Origin of the sequence: Pseudomonas huaxiensis (assembly GCF_003231275.1) — a bacterium.
GTDB classification, from domain to species: domain Bacteria; phylum Pseudomonadota; class Gammaproteobacteria; order Pseudomonadales; family Pseudomonadaceae; genus Aquipseudomonas; species Aquipseudomonas huaxiensis.
On record NZ_QKVL01000046.1, the window covers coordinates 18,599 to 39,846 of the forward strand.

Annotated in this window: 22 protein-coding genes and 2 riboswitches; of the genes, 13 read left to right on the top strand and 9 right to left on the bottom strand. The window is 63.4% G+C overall.

The genetic code is table 11. From position 1 onward, the window contains the following. The first annotated feature begins 254 nt into the window (after positions 1 to 254). From DM374_RS28040 to DM374_RS28065, 6 genes are read left to right on the top strand one after another with little or no spacing between them, the layout of a single operon-like run. A complete protein-coding gene (locus DM374_RS28040) occupies positions 255 to 710 on the top strand; it encodes a hypothetical protein (protein ID WP_225422610.1) in 456 nt (151 codons plus the stop codon). Position 711: 1 nt separating this feature from the next. Continuing rightward, a complete protein-coding gene (locus tag DM374_RS28045; protein WP_110972821.1) occupies positions 712 to 1,284 on the top strand; it encodes an adhesin in 573 nt (190 codons plus the stop codon). Between the two features lie 52 nt (positions 1,285 to 1,336). After that, positions 1,337 to 2,332, top strand: coding sequence for a heme utilization protein (locus DM374_RS28050; protein WP_110972822.1), 996 nt, complete (start codon positions 1,337 to 1,339; stop codon positions 2,330 to 2,332). Between the two features lie 57 nt (positions 2,333 to 2,389). Further along, positions 2,390 to 3,079, top strand: a complete 690-nt coding sequence (locus DM374_RS28055) for a C39 family peptidase (RefSeq protein WP_110972823.1) — start codon at positions 2,390 to 2,392, stop codon at positions 3,077 to 3,079. Between the two features lie 33 nt (positions 3,080 to 3,112). Further along, a complete protein-coding gene (locus DM374_RS28060) occupies positions 3,113 to 3,856 on the top strand; it encodes a hypothetical protein (protein WP_110972824.1) in 744 nt (247 codons plus the stop codon). 49 nt (positions 3,857 to 3,905) lie between these two features. Continuing rightward, a complete protein-coding gene (locus tag DM374_RS28065; protein ID WP_110972825.1) occupies positions 3,906 to 5,210 on the top strand; it encodes a transporter in 1,305 nt (434 codons plus the stop codon). A gap of 169 nt (positions 5,211 to 5,379) precedes the next feature. On the opposite strand, the gene DM374_RS28070 is transcribed toward DM374_RS28065, so the two are convergent. Then, a complete protein-coding gene (locus DM374_RS28070) occupies positions 5,380 to 6,705 on the bottom strand; it encodes a sigma-54 dependent transcriptional regulator (RefSeq protein WP_110972826.1) in 1,326 nt (441 codons plus the stop codon). Between the two features lie 325 nt (positions 6,706 to 7,030). Here DM374_RS28070 and DM374_RS28075 point away from each other — a divergent pair, with 325 nt between their 5' ends. Continuing rightward, positions 7,031 to 7,297 (top strand): hypothetical protein, encoded by a 267-nt coding sequence (locus DM374_RS28075; protein WP_095153593.1) that lies wholly within the window; start codon positions 7,031 to 7,033, stop codon positions 7,295 to 7,297. A gap of 70 nt (positions 7,298 to 7,367) precedes the next feature. On the opposite strand, the gene DM374_RS28080 is transcribed toward DM374_RS28075, so the two are convergent. The 4 genes from DM374_RS28080 to cobW all read right to left on the bottom strand — a co-directional run bounded on the left by DM374_RS28080 (position 7,368) and on the right by cobW (position 13,901). Then, positions 7,368 to 7,961, bottom strand: coding sequence for a vWA domain-containing protein (locus DM374_RS28080; protein WP_225422611.1), 594 nt, complete (start codon positions 7,959 to 7,961; stop codon positions 7,368 to 7,370). A 95-nt stretch (positions 7,962 to 8,056) separates the two neighbouring features. Beyond that, a complete protein-coding gene (locus DM374_RS28085) occupies positions 8,057 to 9,067 on the bottom strand; it encodes an ATP-binding protein (protein ID WP_110972828.1) in 1,011 nt (336 codons plus the stop codon). A gap of 1 nt (position 9,068) precedes the next feature. Next, positions 9,069 to 12,830, bottom strand: a complete 3,762-nt coding sequence (cobN, locus tag DM374_RS28090) for a cobaltochelatase subunit CobN (protein WP_110972829.1) — start codon at positions 12,828 to 12,830, stop codon at positions 9,069 to 9,071. 3 nt (positions 12,831 to 12,833) lie between these two features. Continuing rightward, the gene (gene cobW / locus DM374_RS28095; RefSeq protein WP_110972830.1) at positions 12,834 to 13,901 is read right to left on the bottom strand and encodes a cobalamin biosynthesis protein CobW; all 1,068 of its coding nucleotides are present in this window, start codon (positions 13,899 to 13,901) and stop codon (positions 12,834 to 12,836) included. Between the two features lie 96 nt (positions 13,902 to 13,997). Next, a riboswitch (cobalamin riboswitch) is annotated at positions 13,998 to 14,206 on the bottom strand. A gap of 56 nt (positions 14,207 to 14,262) precedes the next feature. Next, a riboswitch (cobalamin riboswitch) is annotated at positions 14,263 to 14,449 on the top strand. 98 nt (positions 14,450 to 14,547) lie between these two features. Here cobW and DM374_RS28100 point away from each other — a divergent pair. The 5 genes from DM374_RS28100 (at position 14,548) to DM374_RS28120 (ending at position 16,947) form a co-directional block, all read left to right on the top strand. Beyond that, positions 14,548 to 14,730 carry a CbtB domain-containing protein gene (locus DM374_RS28100; protein ID WP_110972831.1) on the top strand — a complete coding sequence of 61 codons (183 nt, stop codon included), beginning with the start codon at positions 14,548 to 14,550 and terminating at the stop codon, positions 14,728 to 14,730. A gap of 11 nt (positions 14,731 to 14,741) precedes the next feature. Next, positions 14,742 to 15,431 (top strand): CbtA family protein, encoded by a 690-nt coding sequence (locus DM374_RS28105; protein ID WP_110972832.1) that lies wholly within the window; start codon positions 14,742 to 14,744, stop codon positions 15,429 to 15,431. Beyond that, a complete protein-coding gene (locus DM374_RS28110) occupies positions 15,431 to 15,856 on the top strand; it encodes a cobalamin biosynthesis protein (protein WP_110972833.1) in 426 nt (141 codons plus the stop codon). The genes DM374_RS28105 and DM374_RS28110 overlap by 1 nt, the downstream gene beginning before the upstream one ends. A 28-nt stretch (positions 15,857 to 15,884) precedes the next feature. Continuing rightward, the gene (gene cobM / locus DM374_RS28115) at positions 15,885 to 16,631 is read left to right on the top strand and encodes a precorrin-4 C(11)-methyltransferase (RefSeq protein WP_110972834.1); all 747 of its coding nucleotides are present in this window, start codon (positions 15,885 to 15,887) and stop codon (positions 16,629 to 16,631) included. A 70-nt stretch (positions 16,632 to 16,701) separates the two neighbouring features. After that, entirely contained in the window at positions 16,702 to 16,947 is a 246-nt protein-coding gene (locus tag DM374_RS28120) for a DUF1272 domain-containing protein (RefSeq protein WP_095153602.1), read from the top strand. Between the two features lie 33 nt (positions 16,948 to 16,980). Here DM374_RS28120 and DM374_RS28125 read toward each other — a convergent pair whose 3' ends face one another. Together DM374_RS28125 and hpaR are read right to left on the bottom strand one after the other, a co-directional pair. Next, complete coding sequence (locus DM374_RS28125) at positions 16,981 to 17,277, bottom strand: hypothetical protein (RefSeq protein ID WP_404821393.1); 297 nt, start codon at positions 17,275 to 17,277, stop codon at positions 16,981 to 16,983. Between the two features lie 168 nt (positions 17,278 to 17,445). Then, complete coding sequence (gene hpaR / locus DM374_RS28130) at positions 17,446 to 17,868, bottom strand: homoprotocatechuate degradation operon regulator HpaR (protein WP_110972836.1); 423 nt, start codon at positions 17,866 to 17,868, stop codon at positions 17,446 to 17,448. A gap of 378 nt (positions 17,869 to 18,246) precedes the next feature. Between hpaR and DM374_RS28135 the strand changes: the two genes are divergently transcribed. Continuing rightward, positions 18,247 to 19,059 (top strand): gamma-glutamyl-gamma-aminobutyrate hydrolase family protein, encoded by an 813-nt coding sequence (locus DM374_RS28135; protein WP_110972837.1) that lies wholly within the window; start codon positions 18,247 to 18,249, stop codon positions 19,057 to 19,059. Positions 19,060 to 19,288: 229 nt separating this feature from the next. On the opposite strand, the gene DM374_RS28140 is transcribed toward DM374_RS28135, so the two are convergent. After that, a complete protein-coding gene (locus DM374_RS28140) occupies positions 19,289 to 20,311 on the bottom strand; it encodes a hypothetical protein (RefSeq protein ID WP_225422612.1) in 1,023 nt (340 codons plus the stop codon). A gap of 127 nt (positions 20,312 to 20,438) precedes the next feature. Continuing rightward, positions 20,439 to 20,987 carry an RNA 2',3'-cyclic phosphodiesterase gene (thpR, locus tag DM374_RS28145; protein WP_110972839.1) on the bottom strand — a complete coding sequence of 183 codons (549 nt, stop codon included), beginning with the start codon at positions 20,985 to 20,987 and terminating at the stop codon, positions 20,439 to 20,441. Positions 20,988 to 21,248: the final 261 nt, after the last annotated feature.

Here is a 21,248-nt window from a genome sequence, read left to right on the forward strand (position 1 = left end):
GCGCCGCGCGATCCGCAAGTGGACTGTCACACCGCTGATACAGTGGCCGCCCCACCCCTGTTTATCGGCATCCCGCCCCACACCCCGCTCCCGTCGCCGCAGGGTTGTCTCACCGGCGTTACAGCCAGCGCAAAGCGTTCTCCCGTGACGCACCCAAGCCGTTGATTCCGCACGATAAACAAAAAGCGGCACAGCTTCTGCTCTCTCTCTCGCAACGCTGAAGGGCCAGCGAATAGAAAGAAGGAATCGCCGCCGTGGGGAATCACAACAATAACCTGCTTCGCCTTATGGTCATCGGATGCGCACTCAGCGCTTCCTTGCTCGCCGCCCAGGTCCAGGCCGGAGGCAACGGTGTGGTCGTCCTGACCCGTGACGTCAAGACCCGCCCGGCCATGCGCAACGACCATCCGGATCCGAGCCCCACCACCGTAAACACCAACGCCTCCAACCGCATCGTCTCGCAGACCAACAACGAACTGAGCGACGGTGACTTCGCCAGCGTCGCCAGTGGCGCCACGATCAACCGGGTACTGATCCCCGATGCCGCTTCGGGCGGTGTGCGCGGCATCAACGCGGTGCCCAGCACCCTGCCAGGTCTCGGCAATTCCACGGGCGGCGGCGGTGGCGCAGGCAACAGCATCTCCAACTCGGTCAATTCGGGTATCCAGCGCGGCCTCGCCCCGCTGCAGATCCTGACCGGAGGCAAGTGAGATGAAAGCCTCCCTTCTGTTCATCGCCCTGTTCTGCACTGGTTCCGCACTGGCCGCTTCACCCGTCGAGGACAACGCCCGGATCGACAGCAGCGCCCAAGGTTACAAGGGCAATCTTTCGATCAACCAGGCTGCTGGCGACCAGCAGCAACAGAACAACAGCCGGGCCATCGCCATCGGCCACGACGCCCAGGCCACCACCCGGATCAACCAGCGCATCGATACGGCCTCCAGCCGCGCCCTCGATGCCAGCGCCAGTATCGGCGGCACATCTTTCAGTAACGGCAACGGCATCCTGGGCATCAACCAGTCCGCCGGTGCCGGTACGCAACAAGCCAACGCGGTGCGCATCAGCATCAGCGCCGTACCGCAAAGCATCGATGACAGCGTCCTGCTCCAGCAGAACGTGGCGCTGTCCAACAGCTCCGACTCAACCGACCACACACCCGGCAGTCGCCAGGTCAGCACCAGCGACCAGGCATTCACCGGCAGCCGTGGCGTGGTTCAGTTGAATCAGAGCGCAGGGGTGGGAAACCGAATGGGCAACACCCTGAGCGTGCGGGTCGCTGACTGACCCGAGAAGGCAACACAACACTTAACAATCATAAATAATGCGGAGAAACACCATGAAACCCACAATGGCACTCAAGCCTCTGGTATTCGCACTCGCAGCGGTCATGGCAGTTGCTGCACAAGCAGGTGGACGTAACGATGACCATGGCGGTGGTCGCGGACACCATAACGATCACGACAATACCCAGTCCCTGCTGCTGTCCCTTCTGATCAACGCTGGCTCCGCCGCGACGGTGATCGACACCCAGAACAACAGCGGCAACCGGGTGAAAAACGAAGGCACACGCAACACTGCGACGATGGAAAACTCGGCCAGTGGCTCGCAGGGCAACCTGGGCGCCAACACCGCGGCCGGTGACGGCAACCAACAAGACAACGTCGCCGCAATCGCCACCGCCGACGAAAGCTTCATCTTCGGCAGCGCAATGGCTATTTCCAGCGCGACTCAGAACAACAGCGGCAACAACGTCAAGAACTACTCGACCCGCAACGCCGCAACCCTCAACAACTCGGCCAACGGCAGCTCCGGCAACATTGGGGTAAACGTCACCGCCGGCGACTTCAACCAACAGAAAAACAACCTGGCCATCGCCGTGTCCGGCGGCCGCGTCGCCGCAGCAAGCGCTGCGGCCAACCAGAACAGCTCTGGTTTGAACGTCACCAACGAAGCTGATCGCACCTACGACACCAAAACCCTGTACTCCAGCTTTGCTGCCTACGGTCAGTACCAAGGCAATGGCTGGGGCTACGTGGAAGACGAAAGCAGCGGTGGCCATGGCGGCGGTCATAACAACGAGCGCGGTGGCCGTACCGACAGAGATCCGTTGAAGTTCCACGAAGAAGGCGACTTCGCGCTGTATGGCGTAGCCTCCTACCAAGTGCTGACCCCAACCGGCTGGGCCAACCCTGTGACCAACACCGCGTCGCTGACCAACTCGCTGAACGGCGTGTCGGGCAACATCGGTGCCAACGTCTCGGCAGGCTCGGGCAACCAACAAAGCAACTCGCTGTCCATCGCTGCCGGCTGCCGTGCCTGCACTGGCATGTAACAGCCTTGATCGGGGCCCTTCGGGGCCCCTTTCCTAATTCAAAGGATGGGGAACATCATGCGAGCGCTCCTGCTTACGCTGCTGGTAGTCCTGAGCGGTCAGATCGGCACGGTACACGCCGCGCAGATGGCGGTATCCGCCCTGCCAGGCGGAGTCACGATCTACAAGCCAGTACAAAGCATCCGTGAACGCCGCTTCGCCAACCTGGTTCAGCAAAAGACCGACTTCAGTTGCGGCGCCGCCGCGCTGGGCACCATCCTCAAACAGGCCTACTGGCTTGACGTGGATGAAGGTCACATCATCGAAGGCATGCTCGCCCACTCCGACCAGGACACGGTCCGCGTCCAGGGCTTCTCGATGCTCGACATGAAACGCTACGTGGAAAGCCTCGGCATGCGTGCCCGGGGTTACCGGATCCCGCCGGAAAGCCTGCATGACGTAAGCATTCCGGTTGTAGTACTGATGGACATCCGTGGCTACAAGCACTTCGTCGTGCTGCAACGCACCGACAAGGACTGGGCCTACGTCGGCGACCCGGTACTGGGCCACAAACGCTACAAGTTCGATGACTTCGTCAAAGGCTGGAACGGCATCATCTTCGCCGTCATCGGCCCCGGCTACGACAAGGGCAACGCCCTGCTCAACCCGCCGGACCCGCTGACCGCCAAGAACCGCGTCAACAACTTCCAGCCCATCGACGATGCACAATTGATGGAATTTGGATTCATCCAGAGCGACTTCTTCTAACAACAAGCGAGCATGGAGCTCCGGGAGCACCCGATGAAGACTTCACGCTGGCTGATCGCCGCCTGTCTCGCGGCCAGCCTTCCTGCCCAGGCGCAGGTGTTCAAACCCATCGAAGTGAAGGACCAGGAACTGGACCAGCTACGCGGACGCTACGTGATGCCCGGGCGCATCATCAGCTTCGGGGTGGTCATGAACAGCACCTGGCAAAACGCCAATGGCGACCGCATCGGCGCGACGGCCTCGCTGCAAGTGCAGCAGTCGACCTTCAAGCCGCAATTCTATGTTTCCATGACCGGTGAAAACGGCACTGGCACTTCCACCGCCCAAGGCACTGGCACCGTTACCGGTGGCGCCGGCCTCGGCAGCGGCCAGGGCGTGACCCAGGTGAACCGCTCCGCCGGCGACGGCAACAGCGCGTACAACAACTTCCAGATCAATGTCAGCGAAGCCAGCCAGGCACCGCAGATGGCCGCCCAGCAAGGCCAGGCACTGGCCAGCGGCGCCACCATCAGCGCCAGCAACAACGCCGGCACCCTCAGCGTCGCCTCGACCTCTGCCGGCATCCAGATGAGCATCCAGGCCGCCAATAATCAGGGTGCCAGCTTGCAGCGGCTGGCTGATGGCGGACTGATGCAGGCCACCACGTTGCTCGGCGGCAGCAACGCTGTCAGCAATATCACCCAACTCAATGTGGTACTGCGCGACAACATGCCGACGGCAGGTGCACTGAACTGCAATCTGGACCAGTTGAAGGGCCTTCGTATCTCCGGATATTGATCTACGCTCTGTTTCAACTTATTGCGCAGTTGGAAAGGATGGCTAACCTATGCACCGGAAGTTTTCATTCAATGCAGTCGTCTGTTTGACCACCCTGGTTCCTTCAACGATGCTTTTCGCGGCGCAGGATCCGCAAGTGGAGGCGCTGAAACAGGAGTTGCAAGCGCTCAAACAACGTTATGAACAACAGCAACAAGCTCTGATGGTCCTCGAGCAACGAGTCCGTCAGGTCGAAGACCAACCCGCAGCAGCAGCCCCCAAACGCCTTGTGCGTTCCCCCGCAAGCAAGCCCAGCCAGCCTTCCGGGCAAGGCCAGGCGGTCGCGGCGGCGGGCAGTGGCGCTTCCTACGGCGAATCGCTGAAAGACGACTCGGCCCCGGCACAAAGCGTTTCCAACCTGTACGACGAAGCGAGCGGCTTCTTCGGTGGCGGGCGGTTCAGTCTCGAGACCGGCATCACCTATGCCCGGTACGACACCAAGCAACTACTGCTCAACGGCTTCCTGGCGCTGGACTCGATCTTCCTCGGCAACATCAACCTTGACCGGGTCAAATCCGATACCTGGACCCTTGACCTGACGGGGCGCTACAACCTCAACCAGCGCTGGCAGTTCGACGTCAACGTCCCAGTGGTCTATCGCGATACTACCTTCCAGTCCGGGGGGGCGAGTGGAACGCCTAACCAAGCTGGGGGCGCCGGCACCGCGCTGTCCGAACGAAGCGTTACCCGCGATCCAACTATTGGCGACGCCAGTGTCGGCGTAGCCTACAAATTCATGGACGAGTCGGATTACGCCCCGGATGCGGTATTCACCTTGCGGGTCAAAGCGCCCACCGGCAAAGACCCGTTCGGCATCAAACTCCGTACTGATCCGCAAAACAGCAGCCTGCAATACCCGGAAAGCCTGCCTACCGGCAACGGTGTCTGGTCGATCAGCCCCGGTATCTCGCTGGTCAAGACCTTCGACCCGGCGGTGCTGTTCGGCAGCCTGTCGTACACCCACAACCTCGAGGATTCGTTCAGCGACATCAGTTCGACCGAAAACCAGAAAATCCCGGGAAAGGTCAAACTGGGTGACAGCTTCCAGCTTGGCGCTGGCGTCGCGTTCGCCCTGAACGAGAAAATGAGTATGTCCTTCTCCGTCTCCGACCTGATCGTACGGCGCTCCAAGACCAAGGAGGACGGCGGCGACTGGACGACCGTCACCGGCAGCGATGCCAACGCCGCCTACTTCAACGTCGGCATGACCCTGGCTGCCACCGACAAGCTGACCATTGTTCCGAACCTGTCGATCGGTCTTACCGACGATGCGCCGGACTTCACCTTCAGCCTGAAATTCCCGTACTACTTCTGATCGGTTTCACACACAAAAGCCCGTGGCTGTTTTTGCAGTCACGGGCTTTTTGCTGTTCACTTCTGCCAGGTCTTGGCTGGCTTTGGGACCGCTGGCGCGGTCCATCGCTGGCAAGCCAGCTCCCACACCAACTTGAGCCGGACTTGCCGGCGATTAGGCCCTCACAGCCTCAACGAATCTGATGCTTGTGCAACAAGCGGTAGAACGTCGGCCGCGAAACCCCCAGCACCTTCGCCGCGATACTCAGGTTGTCACTGTGCCGGTTGAGCACATCGCACAGGGCCTGGCGCTCCGCCTGATGCTTGTAGTCCTCCAGCGTGCCGATAGGCGCCAGCATCGTGTTCTGTTCTTGCAGGCCAAGGTCGCAGGGTTCGATCTGCCGCCCCTCGGCCAGCACCAGGCCACGGCGCACACGGTTGGCCAATTCACGAACATTGCCCGGCCAGTCATGCTTGCCCATGGCGCCAAGGGCGTCCTCGCTGAACGTGCGCGGGCGACGACCGGTTTCCTGGCTGTAGAAGCGCGAGAAATGGCTGGCCAGCATCGACAAATCACCGTGACGATCGCGCAGCGGCGCGGTCACCACCTGCAGCACATTGAGCCGGTAATACAGGTCTTCACGGAAACGGCCACTGACGATCGCGCTTTCCAGGTCCACGTGAGTGGCCGCCAGCACCCGCACATCCACGGCAATCGGCTGGCTACCGCCAACCCGCTCGATGTGTTTTTCCTGAAGAAAGCGCAACAGGTTGGCCTGCAACTCCAGCGGCAGGTCGCCGATTTCGTCGAGGAACAAGGTGCCGCCATGGGCCGCCTCGATCCGCCCGACCTTGCGCTGGTGCGCGCCAGTGAACGCGCCCTTCTCATGACCAAACAGTTCGGACTGGATCAGATGTTCGGGAATCGCCCCGCAATTGATCGCCACGAATGGCTTGTCGTGACGCTGCGACTGACGATGCAGGGTGCGGGCCACCAGTTCCTTGCCGGTCCCGCTTTCGCCGCGGATCAGTACCGGCGACTCGGTGGGCGCCAGTTTGCCCAGCAACTTGCGCAGCTCGCGGATCGGTCGGCTATCACCGAGCAACTCGTGTTCCGGCTCATCCACCGGTGCCGGACCCTTGCCCCGCAGGCGCGCCATGCCGAACGCCCGCCCCAGGGTCACCTGGACCCGGGATACATCGAACGGCAGGGTATGGAAATCGAAGAACCACTCACAGACGAAGTCGCCGATCTTCTGCGCCCGCAGTTCCTGCGGGCTGAGCACGGCGATCCACTCTGCGCCGCTGCGCCCGATCAGGTCCTTGACCGCCTCGGGGTGCTGCAGGTGCGAAGCCTGCAAACGCAGGAGCCCCACATCACAGGGATGCTCCAGGGCACTGCTCAATGTACAGCTATGAACATCCCAGCCAACACTGCGTAATCCGGGCAACAGGCGATGGCAATCATCACAAGGATCGACCACCAGCAAACGACGGTTCTGTGCGGGTTCGAGCATGACCGTTCCTTGACGCCAATTATTGGAAAAGTGAGTAGAAACAGCATCTTGGCAGACCCGTTTGTAACAGTAGCAATGAACGACTGTTGGCCCACTACCGTCTGTCCGTCGAGCACTGGCGTTATTTTTCACCCTCGGGAATTTTCCTGTTATTTCAACGTCTCAAGCGCCAGGAAAAAAACACTGTGCGAAGCGCGAATAAAAAATTTTCGCGAACGGTGTGACTTCACCTGTTACTTCGGACATCAGTACAAGTAACCTGCCGCCGCGAACAACCGCCGGCAACTTTCATTTTGATGTTTGGGACCATAGAGAGACCGAACCCATGAACGCTCCGCTGCGTGTCAACGAAGCACTGCTGATTGCCGACCACGCCTTCGAACCCTTCCAGTGTGTAGCCTGGGACGCGCCAAACGGTACCGGTGAGCTAAGCCTGGCAGTGATCGACCGGACCAGCACCCGGATTGGCAGCAAACAAGTGTCCAGCAGCACTTACTCCGACCCGGCGCAGTGGGCGCACCTGCTCGAAGAAGTACGCGCCGAGTTGCGTCTGAAAGGCTACGACCTGCAACCCTGGACCATGCCGAAGTAACTTCGGGCGTTTTCAGGCCAATAAAAAAGTGCACCTCAGGGTGCACTTTTTGTTGTCGCCAAGTTGTACTTTATTGTCGCTGCGACAACACGCCACAGGCCGCGCTATCTAATTGATCCATATGCCAATAATCGGCCTGAAGTTGTTCCGCAAGTTGCCGCGCACGGCCCAGGCGCACCGGCCCGCTTTCCATATCGATCAGCACACTGGCACACGGCAGCGGCGCCAGCGCCGCCGCACTTTTGCTCAGGCGACCATCGGTCAGCAGCAGGCAGCGCTGTTGCTCACCCGGGAACTGCCGTTGCCGGCGCAATAACCATTGCCGCGCCTCCTGCAACGCCGCCAGCAGCGGCGTACCACCACCCGCCTCCAACCCGGCCAGCCACGGCTGTAATGCCGCAGAGGCTTTCAGGCCATGGCGCTGCCAGCGTGGCGCAGCGCCGCTGGCCGTGAGCAAGGCCAGCCGGGCACGGGCGCGATAAGCCTGATCGAAGAAGCCCGCCAGCAACCCCTTGGCCCGACTCAGCGCCTGATAACGACGGGTCGAGGCCGAGGCATCGACAATCACCAGCCACAGTTCGGGACTGGTCGCACTGCGCTGACTCCAGCACAGATCGGCGCGCTGCCGTGGCCGGCCCTTGAGCAGGGTCGCCGGCCAGGCCACCTTGCCCTGCCCCGCGCTGCGCCCACGGCCGCGCGGCCCCTGATCGAGCCGGCCGGCCTTGGGCCTGGCATCCGCGGCGGCGCGGGCGCGGATGCTCAGGGCTTTTTTGGCCAGGCCGGCACCTCGCGCCGGGCACCCACCGCCACCGGCTGCGCCGGCATTTCACCCCACTGGCCGGCGCCTGTCGCGTCTTGTGCCGGAGGTTGCTGGCCGGTTTGCGGTGGTGGCGCCGGAGGCTGGCTGCTGTCGGCCTCCGGCTCGCGACGACGATGACGCAAGGCAAACTCGGCTACCGCGTCGATATCCTCGTCTTCAATAGCACTGGCACCACGCCAGGCGGCATGGGCGCGGGCTGCGCGCCACCAGACCAGATCAGCGCGCAGACCGTCCACGGCAGCGGCGAAGCAACGCGCGGTAATGAGCTCCAGCGAACGATCATCCAGCTCGATCGAGGCCAGACGCTGGCGCGCCGCCTGACAGCGCTGGCGCAGCTCGGCCTGGGCCGGTGCCCACTCGGCGCAGAACGCCGCCGGGTCAGTGTCGAAGGCCAGTCGGCGGCGCAGGATTTGCCCACGCGCCTCTGGCAGCGGCTGGCCATGCAGGACAACGTTGAAACCGAAACGGTCGAGCAACTGCGGACGCAACTCGCCCTCTTCCGGGTTCATGGTGCCAATCAGCACGAACCGCGCGCTGTGCCGATGCGACAGGCCATCGCGCTCGATGCGGTTGGTGCCGCTGGCGGCGACGTCCAGTAGCAGGTCCACCAGATGGTCCGGCAACAGGTTCACTTCGTCGACATACAACACGCCGCCATCGGCCTTGGCCAGCACGCCGGGGGAAAACTGCACCCGGCCCTGGCCCAGCGCGGCATCCAGGTCGAGGGTGCCGACCAGACGTTCTTCGGTAGCGCCCAGCGGCAGCGTGACGAAAGGCCCTTCACCGAGCAGATCCGCCAGACCACGGGCCAGGGTGCTCTTGGCCATGCCGCGCGGCCCCTCGATCAGCACGCCGCCGATCTTCGGGTCGATGGCGGTCAGGCACAGCGCCAGTTTCAGTTCCTCGGCGCCCACCACGGCGGCCAGGGGAAAGTGCACGGGTTCGGTCATCTCAAGTCTCTTCTTCGCCGTCCAGCAACTGTTCTTCGAGGGCTTCGCGGTATTCACCCGGTTCCTCCCAGAGCCCGCGCTGCTGGGCCTCGATCAGGCGCTCGGTGATGTCGCGCAGCGCCTCGGGGTTGTGCTGGCGGATAAATTCACGGGTCGCGGCATCGAGCACATAGGCGTCGGCCAGCGATTGGTAATGGTGGTCATCGATCAGGTGCGTGGTGGCGTCGAAGGCGAACAGGTTGTCCACCGTCGCCGCCAGCTCGAACGCGCCTTTGTAGCCGTGACGCTTGACCCCGTCGATCCACTTCGGATTCAGCGCACGGGCACGGATCACCCGGTTCAGCTCCTCCTTGAGGGTGCGGATGCGCGGGCGGTCCGGCTGGCTGTGGTCGCCGTGATAGCTGGCCACCGGTGCGCCGCCGAGGCTTTCCACCGCCGCGAGCATGCCGCCCTGGAACTGATAGTAGTCATTGGAATCGAGCAGGTCGTGTTCGTGGTTGTCCTGGTTCTGCAGCACCGCCTGCACCTGGCTCAGGCGCTTGGCGAAATGGCCACGGGCCTCAGTGCCGTCGTCGGCGCCACCATAGGCATAGCCGCCGTGGTTCAGGTAGACCTCGGCAAGGTCCTCGCGGCTGTGCCAGAGACGCCCGTCGATAGCGTTCTGCACTCCGGCGCCATAGGCCCCGGGCTTGGAGCCGAAGATCCGCCAGCCCGCCTGACGCCGCGCTTGCTCCTCGTCCAGCCCGCTGGCGAGCAATTCGGCGCGCTCGCTGCGCACCCTTGCCGCCAGCGGGTTGAGGTCATCCGGCTCGTCCAGCGCCGCCACCGCCTGCACTGCGGCATCGAACAGCTTGATCAGGTTGCCGAAGGCATCGCGGAAGAACCCCGACACGCGCAGGGTCACGTCCACCCGCGGCCGGTCCAGCAGGCTCACCGGCAGAATCTCGAAGTCATCGACGCGGTGGCTGCCGGCAGCCCACACCGGGCGCACGCCCATCAGCGCCAGGGCCTGGGCGATATCGTCGCCGCCGGTGCGCATGGTTGCCGTGCCCCACACCGACAGGCCGAGCTGGCGCAGGTGGTCGCCGTGGTCTTGCAGGTGCCGTTCGAGAATCAGGTTGGCCGAGGCGAAACCCAGGCGCCAGGCGGTGGCCGTGGGCAGGTTGCGCACATCGACAGTGTAGAAATTGCGCCCGGTAGGCAGCACATCCAGGCGCCCGCGACTTGGTGCGCCGCTGGGTCCGGCCGGGACGAAACGCCCCTCGAGGGCGGTCAGCACGCCGTGCATCTCCGCTTCACCGCAGGCGTCGAGTTGCGGGGCCACCTGGTCGCGAAGTGCGGCCAGCAAGGTCCGCACCTCGTCCCACTGCGGCTCGGCCGGCACGTCCGGCTCGCCGGCCAGTGTTTGTTCGATCAGTTGCGCGCCAAGCCATTCCAGGCGTTCGCGGGTATCGCCGTGGGTGCGCCACGGCGCCGTGTCGAACAACGCCAGACGCTCCGGGCGTGGGCCTTCCCACGGCAGGCCAAGGTCACAGTCCAGCGGATCGAAACCCAGCGCCAGGGCCCGGGCCAGCACACGCGGCAGGCTGGCATTGGCGCCGCGGCCATCGCCACGGGCGACCCGCAGCAGGGCCTGCAAGGTGTCGATGCGCAGGCGTCCACCGGGCGATTCGCCGAAGACGTGCAAACCATCGCGGATCTGCGACTCCTTGAGGTCGCAGAGGTAAGTGTCCAGGCGCGGCAGCCAGACATTGGCGTCATCCAGCGCGCCGTCCAGTTGCAGCTCGCGGTCGATATGGTTGTCGCGCACCAGTTGCAGGATCTCTTTCTGCAGTTCGATGGCGCGGCGCGGGTCCAGCAATTGCGCTTCGTAGTACTCGTCGGCGAGCAGCTCAAGGTTGCGCAGCGGCCCGTAGGTTTCGGCGCGAGTCAACGGTGGCATCAGGTGATCGATGATCACCGCCTGGGTGCGCCGCTTGGCCTGGGCGCCCTCGCCCGGGTCGTTGACGATAAAGGGGTAGATATTCGGCAACGGCCCGAGCAGCGCGTCCGGCCAGCATTGTTCGGAAAGGCCGACGCCCTTGCCCGGCAGCCACTCCAGGTTGCCGTGCTTGCCAACGTGGATCAGCGCATCGGCGGCGAAGGCGTGGCGCAGCCAGAAATAGAAGGCCAGATAGCCGTGCGGCGGTACCAGGTCCGGGTCGTGATAGACCGCGCTCGGGTCGAGCTGGTAACCCCGCGCCGGTTGAATGCCGACGAAGGTCAGGCCCAGGCGCAAGCCGGCAACCATCATCCGCCCGCCACGGAACATCGGGTCTTGCTGCGGCTCACCCCAGCGATCGCGCACCGCCTGCTGATTGGCTTCGGGCAGTTGCGCGAATGCCGCCAGATAGTCGTCCAGCGCCATGCTTTGGGCACAGGGGCGTTGGTCGAGGCTGTCGAGGTCGTTGCTGACGCCACCGAGCAGGTCGTGGATCAGCGCGGTGCCGCTGTCCGGCAGTTCGCCCACCGGATAATCCTGCTGCTTCAGGGCCCGCAGGATATTCAGCGCCGCCGCCGGCGTGTCGAGTCCGACGCCGTTGCCAATGCGGCCATCGCGGGTCGGGTAGTTAGCGAGGATCAGCGCCACCCGCTTCTGCTGGTTGGGCAGTCGCGCCAGCTCGCACCAGCGCCGCGCCAGCTCGGCGACGAAATCCATACGCTCGGGGTGTGCCCGGTAGCAGACCACATCGGACTGGCTGCGCTCGCTGCGCCAGGCCAGGTCCTTGAAGCTGATAGGCCGGGTGATGATGCGCCCGTCCAGTTCCGGCAAGGCGATGTGCATCGCCAGATCGCGGGCCCCCAGGCCCTGCTCGCTGGCCTGCCAGCCGGGTTCGTTGTCCTGGGCGCAGATCGCTTGCAGCACCGGGATGTCGCGGCGGAACGGGCGCAGGTGCGGCTGTTCCGGGCTGGACTGGGCAAAGCCGGTGGTATTGAGGATCAGCGCCGCGTCGGTTTCGTCCAGCCAGGCCTCGACTTGGGCCAGACAGCCGGCCTCCTTGAGGCTGGCAACGGCGATCGGCAGCGGATTGAGCCCGGCGCCGATCAAACGCTCGCAAAACACGTCAACGAAGCCGGTGTTGGCCGCCTGCAGGTGCGAGCGATAGAACAGCAACGGCACCACCGGTTGCCCGGCGCGCCAGTCGGCCCGCCAATCCGCGAGGTGCGCCTCGGCATGCTCCGGGTGATAAAGACTAGTGCGCGGCAGTTGCCGGGGCTCGTCCCAGGGGTAATCACGGCCCAGCCAGAGACTGGCCAGGCAGTTGAACAAATTCAGGGCATTGACCTTGCCGCCCTGGCGCAGGAAGTGCCAGAGCCGCTCGGCCTGTTCGCCAGTGACCGTGCCCAGGCTGCTCAGCTCCGGGTCCGGGCGGTCGTCGCCCGGTACCAGAATCAGTTGCACGCCGCGCTCGGCCAGGGCCACCAGTTGCTCGACGCCGTAGCGCCAATAGCCGATGCCACCATGCAGCGACACCAGGATGACCTTGGCGTGGCGCAGCACCTGATCGACATAAAGGTCGACCGACGCATGGTTCTGCACCTGCATCGGGTTGGCCAGGCGCAGGCTGGGGTAGTCGTCCGGCAGCTCGCGGGCGGTTTCCGCCAGCAGCGCCAGGTGCGAGTCACCGCTGCAAAGGATCACCAGCTCGGCGGGGGTCTGTCCGAGGTCGGCAATGCTGTCGTCCGGCACAAAGCCGCCGGGCTGGGTCCGCAGCAGGTGCATGGATCAGGCGCCCAGCGCCGCGCGCAAACGGGCTTGCAGCGCATCGGCGTCCAGCTCCTGGCCGATCAGCACCAGCCGGGTGACCCGCGCTTCGTCGCTGCGCCAGGCGCGGTCGAAGTGCTTGTCGAAACGCGTGCCAACACCCTGGATCAGCAGGCGCATCGGCTTGCCGGGAATCGCCGCGAAACCCTTGACCCGCAGAATGCCGCTGTCCACCACCAACTGGGTGAGGGCGTCGAGCAGCAGGGCCTCGTCGGCTTCGGGCAGTTCCAGGGAGATGGAATCGAAGGCGTCGTGGTCGTGATCGTCGTGGTCATCGTCGTCGTGATGGCTGTCGTGGTGCGTGCGGCGACCGTCGATATGGGCTTCGGACTCAGCGCCCAGACCCAGCAAGACTTCCAGCGGCAGCACACCTTTGCTGGCTTCGATCACCTTCACCGCGGGCGGCAGCTCTTCAGCCACTTCGGCGCGTACGGCGGCCAGGGCATCGGCAGCAATCAGGTCGGCCTTGTTGAGGACGACGAGGTCGGCGCTGGCCAGTTGGTCGGCGAACAGCTCGTGCAGCGGGGATTCATGGTCCAGGTTCGGGTCCAGCTTGCGCTGGGCATCGACCTGCTCAGGGAAGGCGGCAAAGGTGCCGGCTGCTACCGCCGGGCTGTCGACCACGGTGATCACCGCGTCAACGGTGCAGGCGTTGCGGATTTCCGGCCACTGGAAGGCTTGCACCAACGGCTTGGGCAGCGCCAGGCCGCTGGTTTCGATCAGGATGTGATCGAGGTCGCCACGACGGGCGACCAGTTCACGCATGACCGGGAAGAACTCTTCCTGCACGGTGCAACACAGGCAGCCGTTGGCCAGTTCGTAGACCCGGCCGCTGGCTTCTTCTTCGGTGCAGCCGATGCTGCACTGCTTGAGGATTTCGCCGTCGATGCCCAGCTCGCCGAATTCATTGACGATCACTGCGATGCGGCGGCTCTGGGCGTTGTCCAGCATGTGCCGCAGCAAGGTGGTTTTGCCCGAGCCGAGAAAGCCGGTAACGATGGTGACGGGGAGTTTGGCCAGTGTTTTCATGTCGGATGCCCTTGGCAGGATGGCGGGCATGCGGGACGGGAGCCGCAGGCATGCAGCCTGGGCGCGTTCGCCACCGGATCACCCCGCCCGGTTGAAAGTCGGAAACTGAACGAGGCAGGTCTCCTGGCTCGCGCTGTGCCCCTCAAGGGCAACATCGACGCCTTCCCGCCGGTTTGGCAGTGGCTGTGTCGATGAAGGCAGCGCTTACAGTTGCGGGGGCAGCCGCGGCCTGGCCTGAAAAAGGCGCACCGCGTTCCCGTCTTAGCTCCGGCCCGTGCCAGAGAACCTCGAACCGGCAAGGCTACGCAGTGCCCTGAGGCCGGTCAACCGCTGTATTGACGGATGTCAACGCGCGTGATTTCCTAGCGCGATTCGTTTGGGTGCCTTTTTGTTACAAGGTGAAACGGGAAACCGGTAAATTCCGGTGCTGCCCCCGCAACGGTAAGTGAGGAAAGCGTCAGGACCACTGTGCTCGCGGGCATGGGAAGGTGACGCAGCGGCTAAATGCCCTCATGAGCCCGGAGACCGGCCCGACGCAAGAATTGACCAAACCCGCGGTGGGCGGGCGACGTTGCAACCCCTGGGCGATTCCGGCCAGGGGTTCTTCGCGCTTGCCTGTTGCCGACAACACCAAGAGGAAAGCGCCATGCCGATCATCGCCAGTCACGCCATCGTCACTCCGACCACCCTCAGCCAGCGCATTGTCGCTGCCGTCAGCGCTTCGGTGCTGGGCCTGTGCCTGGTCTACTTCGCTGGCTTCTCGCACATCGAAGCGGTGCACAACGCCGCGCACGATACCCGTCACAGCGCCGCTTTCCCTTGCCACTGAGGCCTGCCCGAATGTTCATGCGCATCGCTCGCACCGCAGGCTTCGCCGGCCTGCTGGCCGCACTGCTGCTGACCCTGCTGCAAAGCTTCTGGGTCGCGCCGCTGATTCTCCAGGCAGAAACCTATGAAACCGCGGCCCCGGCCGTCCAGGAGCACGAACACACCGACGCCGCCGGCGCGGAGCATCACCACGACGCCGAAGCCTGGTCGCCGGAAGATGGCTGGCAGCGCGTGCTGTCCACCACGGGCGGCAATCTGGTGGTCGCGGTCGGCTTCGCCCTGCTGCTCGCTGCCATGTACACCCTGCGTCGTCCAGGCCGCGTTACTACCGGCGCGCTGTGGGGCCTCGGCGGTTTCGCGGTGTTCTGCCTGGCGCCGAACCTGGGCCTGCCGCCAGAACTGCCGGGTACCGCCGCCGCCGACCTGGCCCTGCGTCAGTACTGGTGGATTGGCACCGCCGCTGCGACCGCCGTCGGCCTGGCGCTGATGGTGTTCGCCGGTAACTGGCTGCTCAAGGCCGTGGGCCTGGTGCTGCTGGTGCTGCCGCATGTGATCGGCGCTCCGCAACCGGAAGTGCACGAAAGCCTGGCACCAGAAGCGCTGGAGTCGCAGTTCATCGTCGCTTCGCTGCTGACGAATGCGGCATTCTGGGTTGCCCTCGGCCTGATCAGCGCCTGGCTGTACCGCCGCCAGGCTGCCTGATGCCCTTCCCGCCCGGTGTAACCCCGCTGTTCGCCGGGCTGGGCTGCCGCCGCGGCAGCTCGGCCGATAATCTGGCCGCGCTGCTGCGGCGGACTTTGCAAGTCCATGACCTCCCTCTCGAAGCCCTCGCCGGCCTTGCCAGCATCGACCTCAAGCACGACGAACCCGGCTTGCTGCAACTGGCCGCGCAACTCAAGCTGCCGCTGGCCTTCTTCAGCGCCGCGCAACTGGTGCCCTTCGCCGCCCGCCTCAGCCACCGCTCGCCGATCGCCTTCCGTCATAGCGGCTGCCATGGCGTAGCCGAGAGCAGTGCCCTGGCCCTGGCCGAACAGGTCACCGGCCACCCTGCGCAACTGCGGGTCACCCGCATCGTCCAGGACGATATGACCCTGGCATTGGCCTGGGCGCCGTCGTTTGGCAGATAATCCGCCCCCTCTCGTTCAAGGATTTGCCATGACCGTCTATTTCATCGGCGCCGGCCCCGGCGACCCGGAGCTGATCACCGTCAAGGGCCAGCGCCTGATCCGCCAGTGCCCGGTCATCATCTACGCCGGTTCCCTGGTGCCTGCGGCTGTGCTCGAAGGGCACCAGGCCGAGACTGTCATCAACAGCGCCGAGCTGCACCTGGAGCAGATCATCGCGGCGATCAGCGCCGCCCATGCCAAGGGCCAGGACGTGGCCCGGGTGCACAGCGGCGACCCTGGTCTGTACGGCGCCATCGGCGAGCAGATTCGTCATCTGCGTGAACTGGGCATTCCTTACCAGATCATCCCCGGCGTGACCGCCACCGCAGCCAGCGCCGCTCTGCTTGGCTGCGAGCTTACGCTGCCGGACATCGCCCAAAGCGTGATCCTCACCCGCTTCGCCGACAGCTCGCCCATGCCCGAAGGGGAAGCCCTGGCCAGCCTGGCCAGCCACAAGACAACCATGGCGATTCATCTGGGGGTGCGGCATCTGCCGAAGATCGTCGAGCAACTGCGCCCGCATTACGGCGGCGACTGCCCGATCGCCGTGGTCCACCGCGCAACCTGGCCGGATCAGGACTGGGTGCTGGGCACGCTGGACGACATCGTTGAGCAGACGGAGCGCAAAGGTTTCCGCCGCACGGCGCTGATCCTGGTGGGTCGGGTGCTGGCCAGCGACAGCTTCAGCGAGTCGGCGCTCTATCGGGCGGGACACGCGCATCTTTACCGGCCCTGAGCGCGCTATTGCATTGCCATCGGCGTTGCTTCAATTTAACGCTTCGGCATACCTCAAAGGACTACCTTCAATGCTTGAACTGCGCCCCTGCTGTGAATGCTGCGCCACCGACCTGCCAGGCGACAGCCGCGATGCCCTGATCTGTTCGTTCGAATGCACGTATTGCCGCAGTTGTGCGGAAGGCCAGTTGAAGGGCAAGTGCCCGAACTGCGGCGGCGAGTTGCAGCCAAGGCCTGCCAGGGTGGGCGAGAAGCTGGCACGCAACCCGGCAACGACGGTGCGCACGGTGAAAGCCGAGGGTTGCCCGACTCATTGAATAAAGGGCCTGCGATGCAGGCCCTATTTACGCCTAATGCGGCTGCAGTTTGTTCTTGATCAGCCCGACGATAAACGTCAGCACTGCCCCGCCAGCCCCGCCGCCCACCACGCTGCTGATGATCGCGGGCAAATCCAGGGCTCCTGCCGCGCCAGCCTGGGCCAGGCTCTGATCGCCGGTGAATGACGCCAGGATCTGCCCCAGCACCACGCCACCCACCCCGCCAAGAATCGAATTGAGCAACGGCCCCATGCCTTGTTTGCTCATGCCCGCCGCGTTGCCGCCTACCACACCGCTGATGATCTGAATGATCAGACTGATGATATCCATCGCCATAGCCTCTCTGAAGCGCCTGAAATGACGACTCGCGAGCAGGTTACTTCAGATACGGCCACTACCACCGGCGTTGAGACGTCGTGGTCCGACCAACGACGGCAAGCTGTTGCGGATAACCGACAGTATATGTAGGACTTTTCAGTTGCGCGAACAGTCGGGTCCTCAGGGCTTCACGCTCTTCAGTTCATTGAGCAACCCCAGCAGCGTTTGCAGCTTGGCGTCGCCGAACTGCTCGAGGATGCGCTGGTAGTTGCGCTCCATGTCTTCGCTCATGTCCACGAAGCACTGCTGGCCTTGCTCGGTGAGGCTGACGAAGACCCGGCGCTGGTCCTGCACGGATTTCTTGCGTCGCACCAGGCCGTCGCGCTCAAGGCGGCTCAGCACGCCGGTCATGCTCGGCTTGAGAATGCAGGCCTGTTCGGCCAGTTGATGGCTTTCCAGCTCGCCTTGCTGGCGCAGGATGCGGATCACCCGCCACTGCTGCTCGGTAAGGCCGTGTTCGTTGAGCGACGGGCGGAAGAAGGCCATGGTGGCTTCGCGGGCTTGCAACAGCGTGAGGGTCAGGGACGGTCTTGGAGTGGGCATGGGCAGGCTGATATCAACGGAGGTTCTGAAGCTTAAGAGCGGGGCTTTCGGGCCGCAAGGCCCGTAATGGCCAGCGTGCGGACAGCGGCGAAAGGTTCGTCAAATATAATGAACTGCCGTGTCCGCTAAAAATCACATTTACGCGAGGCCAATCAGAGAGTTAAACGATAAATCAAAGGTCTTACGTTAAAAAATATGCACACGCAACGGTTAATCCGCTTGATATATTTAACGGCTCTGGCAAGCTATGCAGCAGGTTTCGACCGGGAATCGACGTTCGCGTGCACACCCGGCAGTGCTCGAAACCTCGGGTAGCGCCATGCAGCAATCGGCGCGCCTGCACAACAATGACAGGCCGCGCCTGTCCCAAGGTGACATATGCCCAACAGCAACATTGGCAATAAGAATCAAAAAGCCCGCAAACCTGTCGTCCTGATGACCATGGGCTCTCAAGAGCGCAAAGGTCACGACTATCAAGTGATGACCCACAAGTACATCGTGCCGCTGGTCGAACACGCTGACTGCGTCCCCCTCCTGGTTCCGACCTGCTGCGGCACCGAAGACCTCGAACAGTATCTGGACATGGCTGACGGTGTGTACCTGACCGGCGCCGGCAGCAATATCGACCCGGCCCTCTACGGCCAGGAAAACCAGACCCCGGGCAAGGGCCAAGACCGCAACCGCGACCTCTTCGACCTGCCGCTGGTGCAATTGGCCATCGCGCGTGGCCTGCCGATTTTCGGTATCTGCCGCGGCATGCAGGAAATCAACGTGGCACTGGGTGGCGACATCTACCAGAAGGTCTACGCCGAGCCGGGCTTCAATGATCACCGGGAAAACCCGGAAGATCCGGTGGAGGTGCAATACAGCGCGGTGCACAGCGTGCGCATCGAACCGGGAAGCTGGTTGCAGGAACTGCTGCAAAGTGACGAGATCCGCGTCAACTCGCTGCATGGTCAAGGCCTGAAAACCCTGGGTGAAGGCGTTGAGCCGCTGGCCCGTGCCGAAGACGGCCTGGTCGAGGCGATCCATGCGCCAAGCCTGTCGCCGTTCCTGTTCGCGGTGCAGTGGCACCCGGAATGGCAAGCCGCGAAGAACCCTGATTCGGTCAGGATGTTCGAAGCATTCGGCGACGCCTGCCGTACCCAGGCGACCAAACGGCAGCAGAGCAAGACTCAAAGCATTGCTTGATAAATGCTACGTAAGGCCATGATTTAACTGGTTTTTCAATTTAAAAAGCCGCACCAAGAACTTCTTGATGCGGCTTTTTTGCGTCGCACAAAAAAACAAATGACATTAAATAGATAACATAAGTCGCTGAAATATAAGCATTTTCTGAAAAACAAAAACCAAAACCCCTTGACCAAAAACCTTATAAAAGAAATCAACAAAACGACATAACCTATTATTTTTAAAGACATTAATAAGGAAACGCATCCATTCTCGGCGCCATCTCCGACTGCGCTCCCAAGCGCCCTTCAATCTCTCCCGCCATCGACCACACCCCCGCCATTACACCAGAAGCGTGATTCTCCATCAGGCTCTGCCACTCCTCGTTCAGCGCCACATTCAGGATCACCCGCAACTGCTCGACCATTTCCGGCCGCTCGCTTTCATGCATCATCGCGCCGATGCCGGCCGAAGCGACGGAGATCAGCAGACCGGCCGCCTTGCCCACCGCCGCCGCCACCGCACTGGCCGCGCCACGGGGGGCCAGTGTCGCTTCAAGGCGGGTACTGGCCTTGCTGGCCACCGACGACAGGCCGGTGTCCGAGGCAGTAGCGTTATTGGCTGCGGCCTTGCGGACCTGCTCATCGAGGGCGAGCCAGGCGGGAAGCTGCAGGAAGGGTCGGGCCGCAAGCACCTGTTGAATACTGGCGTCCCGTGCCGGCGGCGGGCCCAGGGCAATGGCGGGAATGCGATTCAGGTGCAGGGCAAACTGTTCCGGCGCCGCCCGGTAGCGCTGGGCAATGCCCTGCAACTGCTGGCCGAGCAACTGCACGTACAGTTCAGTGGCGCGTTCGCGGATCAGATCGGGATTGATCTCTTTCGCCACCGGCTCCAGCACCCGTTCGCGGTACTGCTCCTGCAGGTACAGCGCCAGGCGATTGTCCGGTTGGGCGCTGTTCTGGCTCATCTTGTACCAGGCGACCTTGAGGGTCAGCCATTGCTGGGTCCAATAGCCGGTGAACCAGGGGATGAAATCGTCTTCGGTGCGGGCCTGTACTTGCTCGCGCCAGACGCGCATGGAGCGGCGTGCATAATCGCCCGCCGAGCCCGTGGCGCCACGCGAGGCCATGACGATTTCGCGATCCACCTGCTGCCACGCGGCCTGGGACAGCACCACCGGCGGAGCCTCCGGCGGGCGAGATCTGGAGCCGCAACCACCCAACGCCAGCAATACACCGACCAACAGAGCGACAGGCAACACAGGCTGGTTCACGATCGCGCCCCGCCGGAATCGAGGGACAACACCGGGACGCCCCTACGAGCGCCCGCCCCGGACGCCGTTCAGCGTCCGTTTTCCGAGTATAGAAGTGGCCTGTGAGGACGGTAGCGACAAAGACGCCTTATCCGGCCAGCAAAGGCCACTGCGCCACGGCCTGATACCGCCCCTTGACCGACTCGTACAACACGAACGTCTCGGCCGCCAGCCGAAACTCGGTGTCCAGCGCTGTCTCCGGGACACCACCCCGGAAATCGCGCATCAGGGTCAGGTGCGGGCGGAACTCGCGCGGATCGACCTCGAAGCCCAACGGCAGCATCGCCTGCTGCAAGGCGTAGACCCAGCGCAACAGGGCCGGCGCTGTCTGTTTCGAGGCCAGCACCAGGGCCTGGCTGCGCCGCCATACCTCGACCTGATCCAGCAAGAGGGTTGCCGGCCGCTCCAGGGGCGGCAAGCGTCCTGCGGCGTCAAGAATCGTCGGTAATTGACCGACCCCGACCGCACCGAGGAACATCAGGGTCAGGTGAAAGTTTTCCGCCGGCACCGGACGCCCGTTGCGCAGCCCCAGGCCACCGCGCCAACGGGATATCGCCCTGCTCTGCTGTACGCCGCAGGGCACGGCGAAAAACAGCCGCTTGAACGGCTCGTTCGTACCCGAATCGACATTGACCATGAATTGCTACTCCCTCGAAAAATGGTGGCCATTTCTGTATGGCCGGGAGTTGAGGACAGCGCCTGAGCTGGCGCAGCTTCGAAACAGAATTGGTGCTACACCGCTGATCTACATGCGTGCAAATTCAGACGCCGCACATTTAAACCCATTGCGAGTGTAGGGCCCAGAACTCTGTGGGCGCTGGATTGCCAGCGATGCCGGGGCCATGGGCTTGGGCTTGGGCTTGGGCTTGGGCTTGGGCTTTGCGGGCTTATCCGTTCG

Excerpts from the sequence above, each read along its gene's own strand:
- DM374_RS28135 (WP_110972837.1), top strand. The coding sequence starts at position 18,247 with ATGCCCAACAGCAACATTGGCAATAAGAATCAAAAAGCCCGCAAACCT.
- cobW (WP_110972830.1), bottom strand. The coding sequence starts at position 13,901 with ATGAAAACACTGGCCAAACTCCCCGTCACCATCGTTACCGGCTTTCTC.
- cobM (WP_110972834.1), top strand. The coding sequence starts at position 15,885 with ATGACCGTCTATTTCATCGGCGCCGGCCCCGGCGACCCGGAGCTGATC.
- DM374_RS28100 (WP_110972831.1), top strand. The coding sequence starts at position 14,548 with ATGCCGATCATCGCCAGTCACGCCATCGTCACTCCGACCACCCTCAGC.
- DM374_RS28125 (WP_404821393.1), bottom strand. The coding sequence starts at position 17,277 with ATGGATATCATCAGTCTGATCATTCAGATCATCAGCGGTGTGGTAGGC.
- DM374_RS28085 (WP_110972828.1), bottom strand. The coding sequence starts at position 9,067 with ATGACCGAACCCGTGCACTTTCCCCTGGCCGCCGTGGTGGGCGCCGAG.
- DM374_RS28050 (WP_110972822.1), top strand. The coding sequence starts at position 1,337 with ATGAAACCCACAATGGCACTCAAGCCTCTGGTATTCGCACTCGCAGCG.
- DM374_RS28110 (WP_110972833.1), top strand. The coding sequence starts at position 15,431 with ATGCCCTTCCCGCCCGGTGTAACCCCGCTGTTCGCCGGGCTGGGCTGC.
- hpaR (WP_110972836.1), bottom strand. The coding sequence starts at position 17,868 with ATGCCCACTCCAAGACCGTCCCTGACCCTCACGCTGTTGCAAGCCCGC.
- DM374_RS28045 (WP_110972821.1), top strand. The coding sequence starts at position 712 with ATGAAAGCCTCCCTTCTGTTCATCGCCCTGTTCTGCACTGGTTCCGCA.
- thpR (WP_110972839.1), bottom strand. The coding sequence starts at position 20,987 with ATGGTCAATGTCGATTCGGGTACGAACGAGCCGTTCAAGCGGCTGTTT.
- DM374_RS28060 (WP_110972824.1), top strand. The coding sequence starts at position 3,113 with ATGAAGACTTCACGCTGGCTGATCGCCGCCTGTCTCGCGGCCAGCCTT.
- DM374_RS28105 (WP_110972832.1), top strand. The coding sequence starts at position 14,742 with ATGTTCATGCGCATCGCTCGCACCGCAGGCTTCGCCGGCCTGCTGGCC.
- DM374_RS28070 (WP_110972826.1), bottom strand. The coding sequence starts at position 6,705 with ATGCTCGAACCCGCACAGAACCGTCGTTTGCTGGTGGTCGATCCTTGT.
- DM374_RS28120 (WP_095153602.1), top strand. The coding sequence starts at position 16,702 with ATGCTTGAACTGCGCCCCTGCTGTGAATGCTGCGCCACCGACCTGCCA.
- cobN (WP_110972829.1), bottom strand. The coding sequence starts at position 12,830 with ATGCACCTGCTGCGGACCCAGCCCGGCGGCTTTGTGCCGGACGACAGC.
- DM374_RS28055 (WP_110972823.1), top strand. The coding sequence starts at position 2,390 with ATGCGAGCGCTCCTGCTTACGCTGCTGGTAGTCCTGAGCGGTCAGATC.
- DM374_RS28065 (WP_110972825.1), top strand. The coding sequence starts at position 3,906 with ATGCACCGGAAGTTTTCATTCAATGCAGTCGTCTGTTTGACCACCCTG.
- DM374_RS28075 (WP_095153593.1), top strand. The coding sequence starts at position 7,031 with ATGAACGCTCCGCTGCGTGTCAACGAAGCACTGCTGATTGCCGACCAC.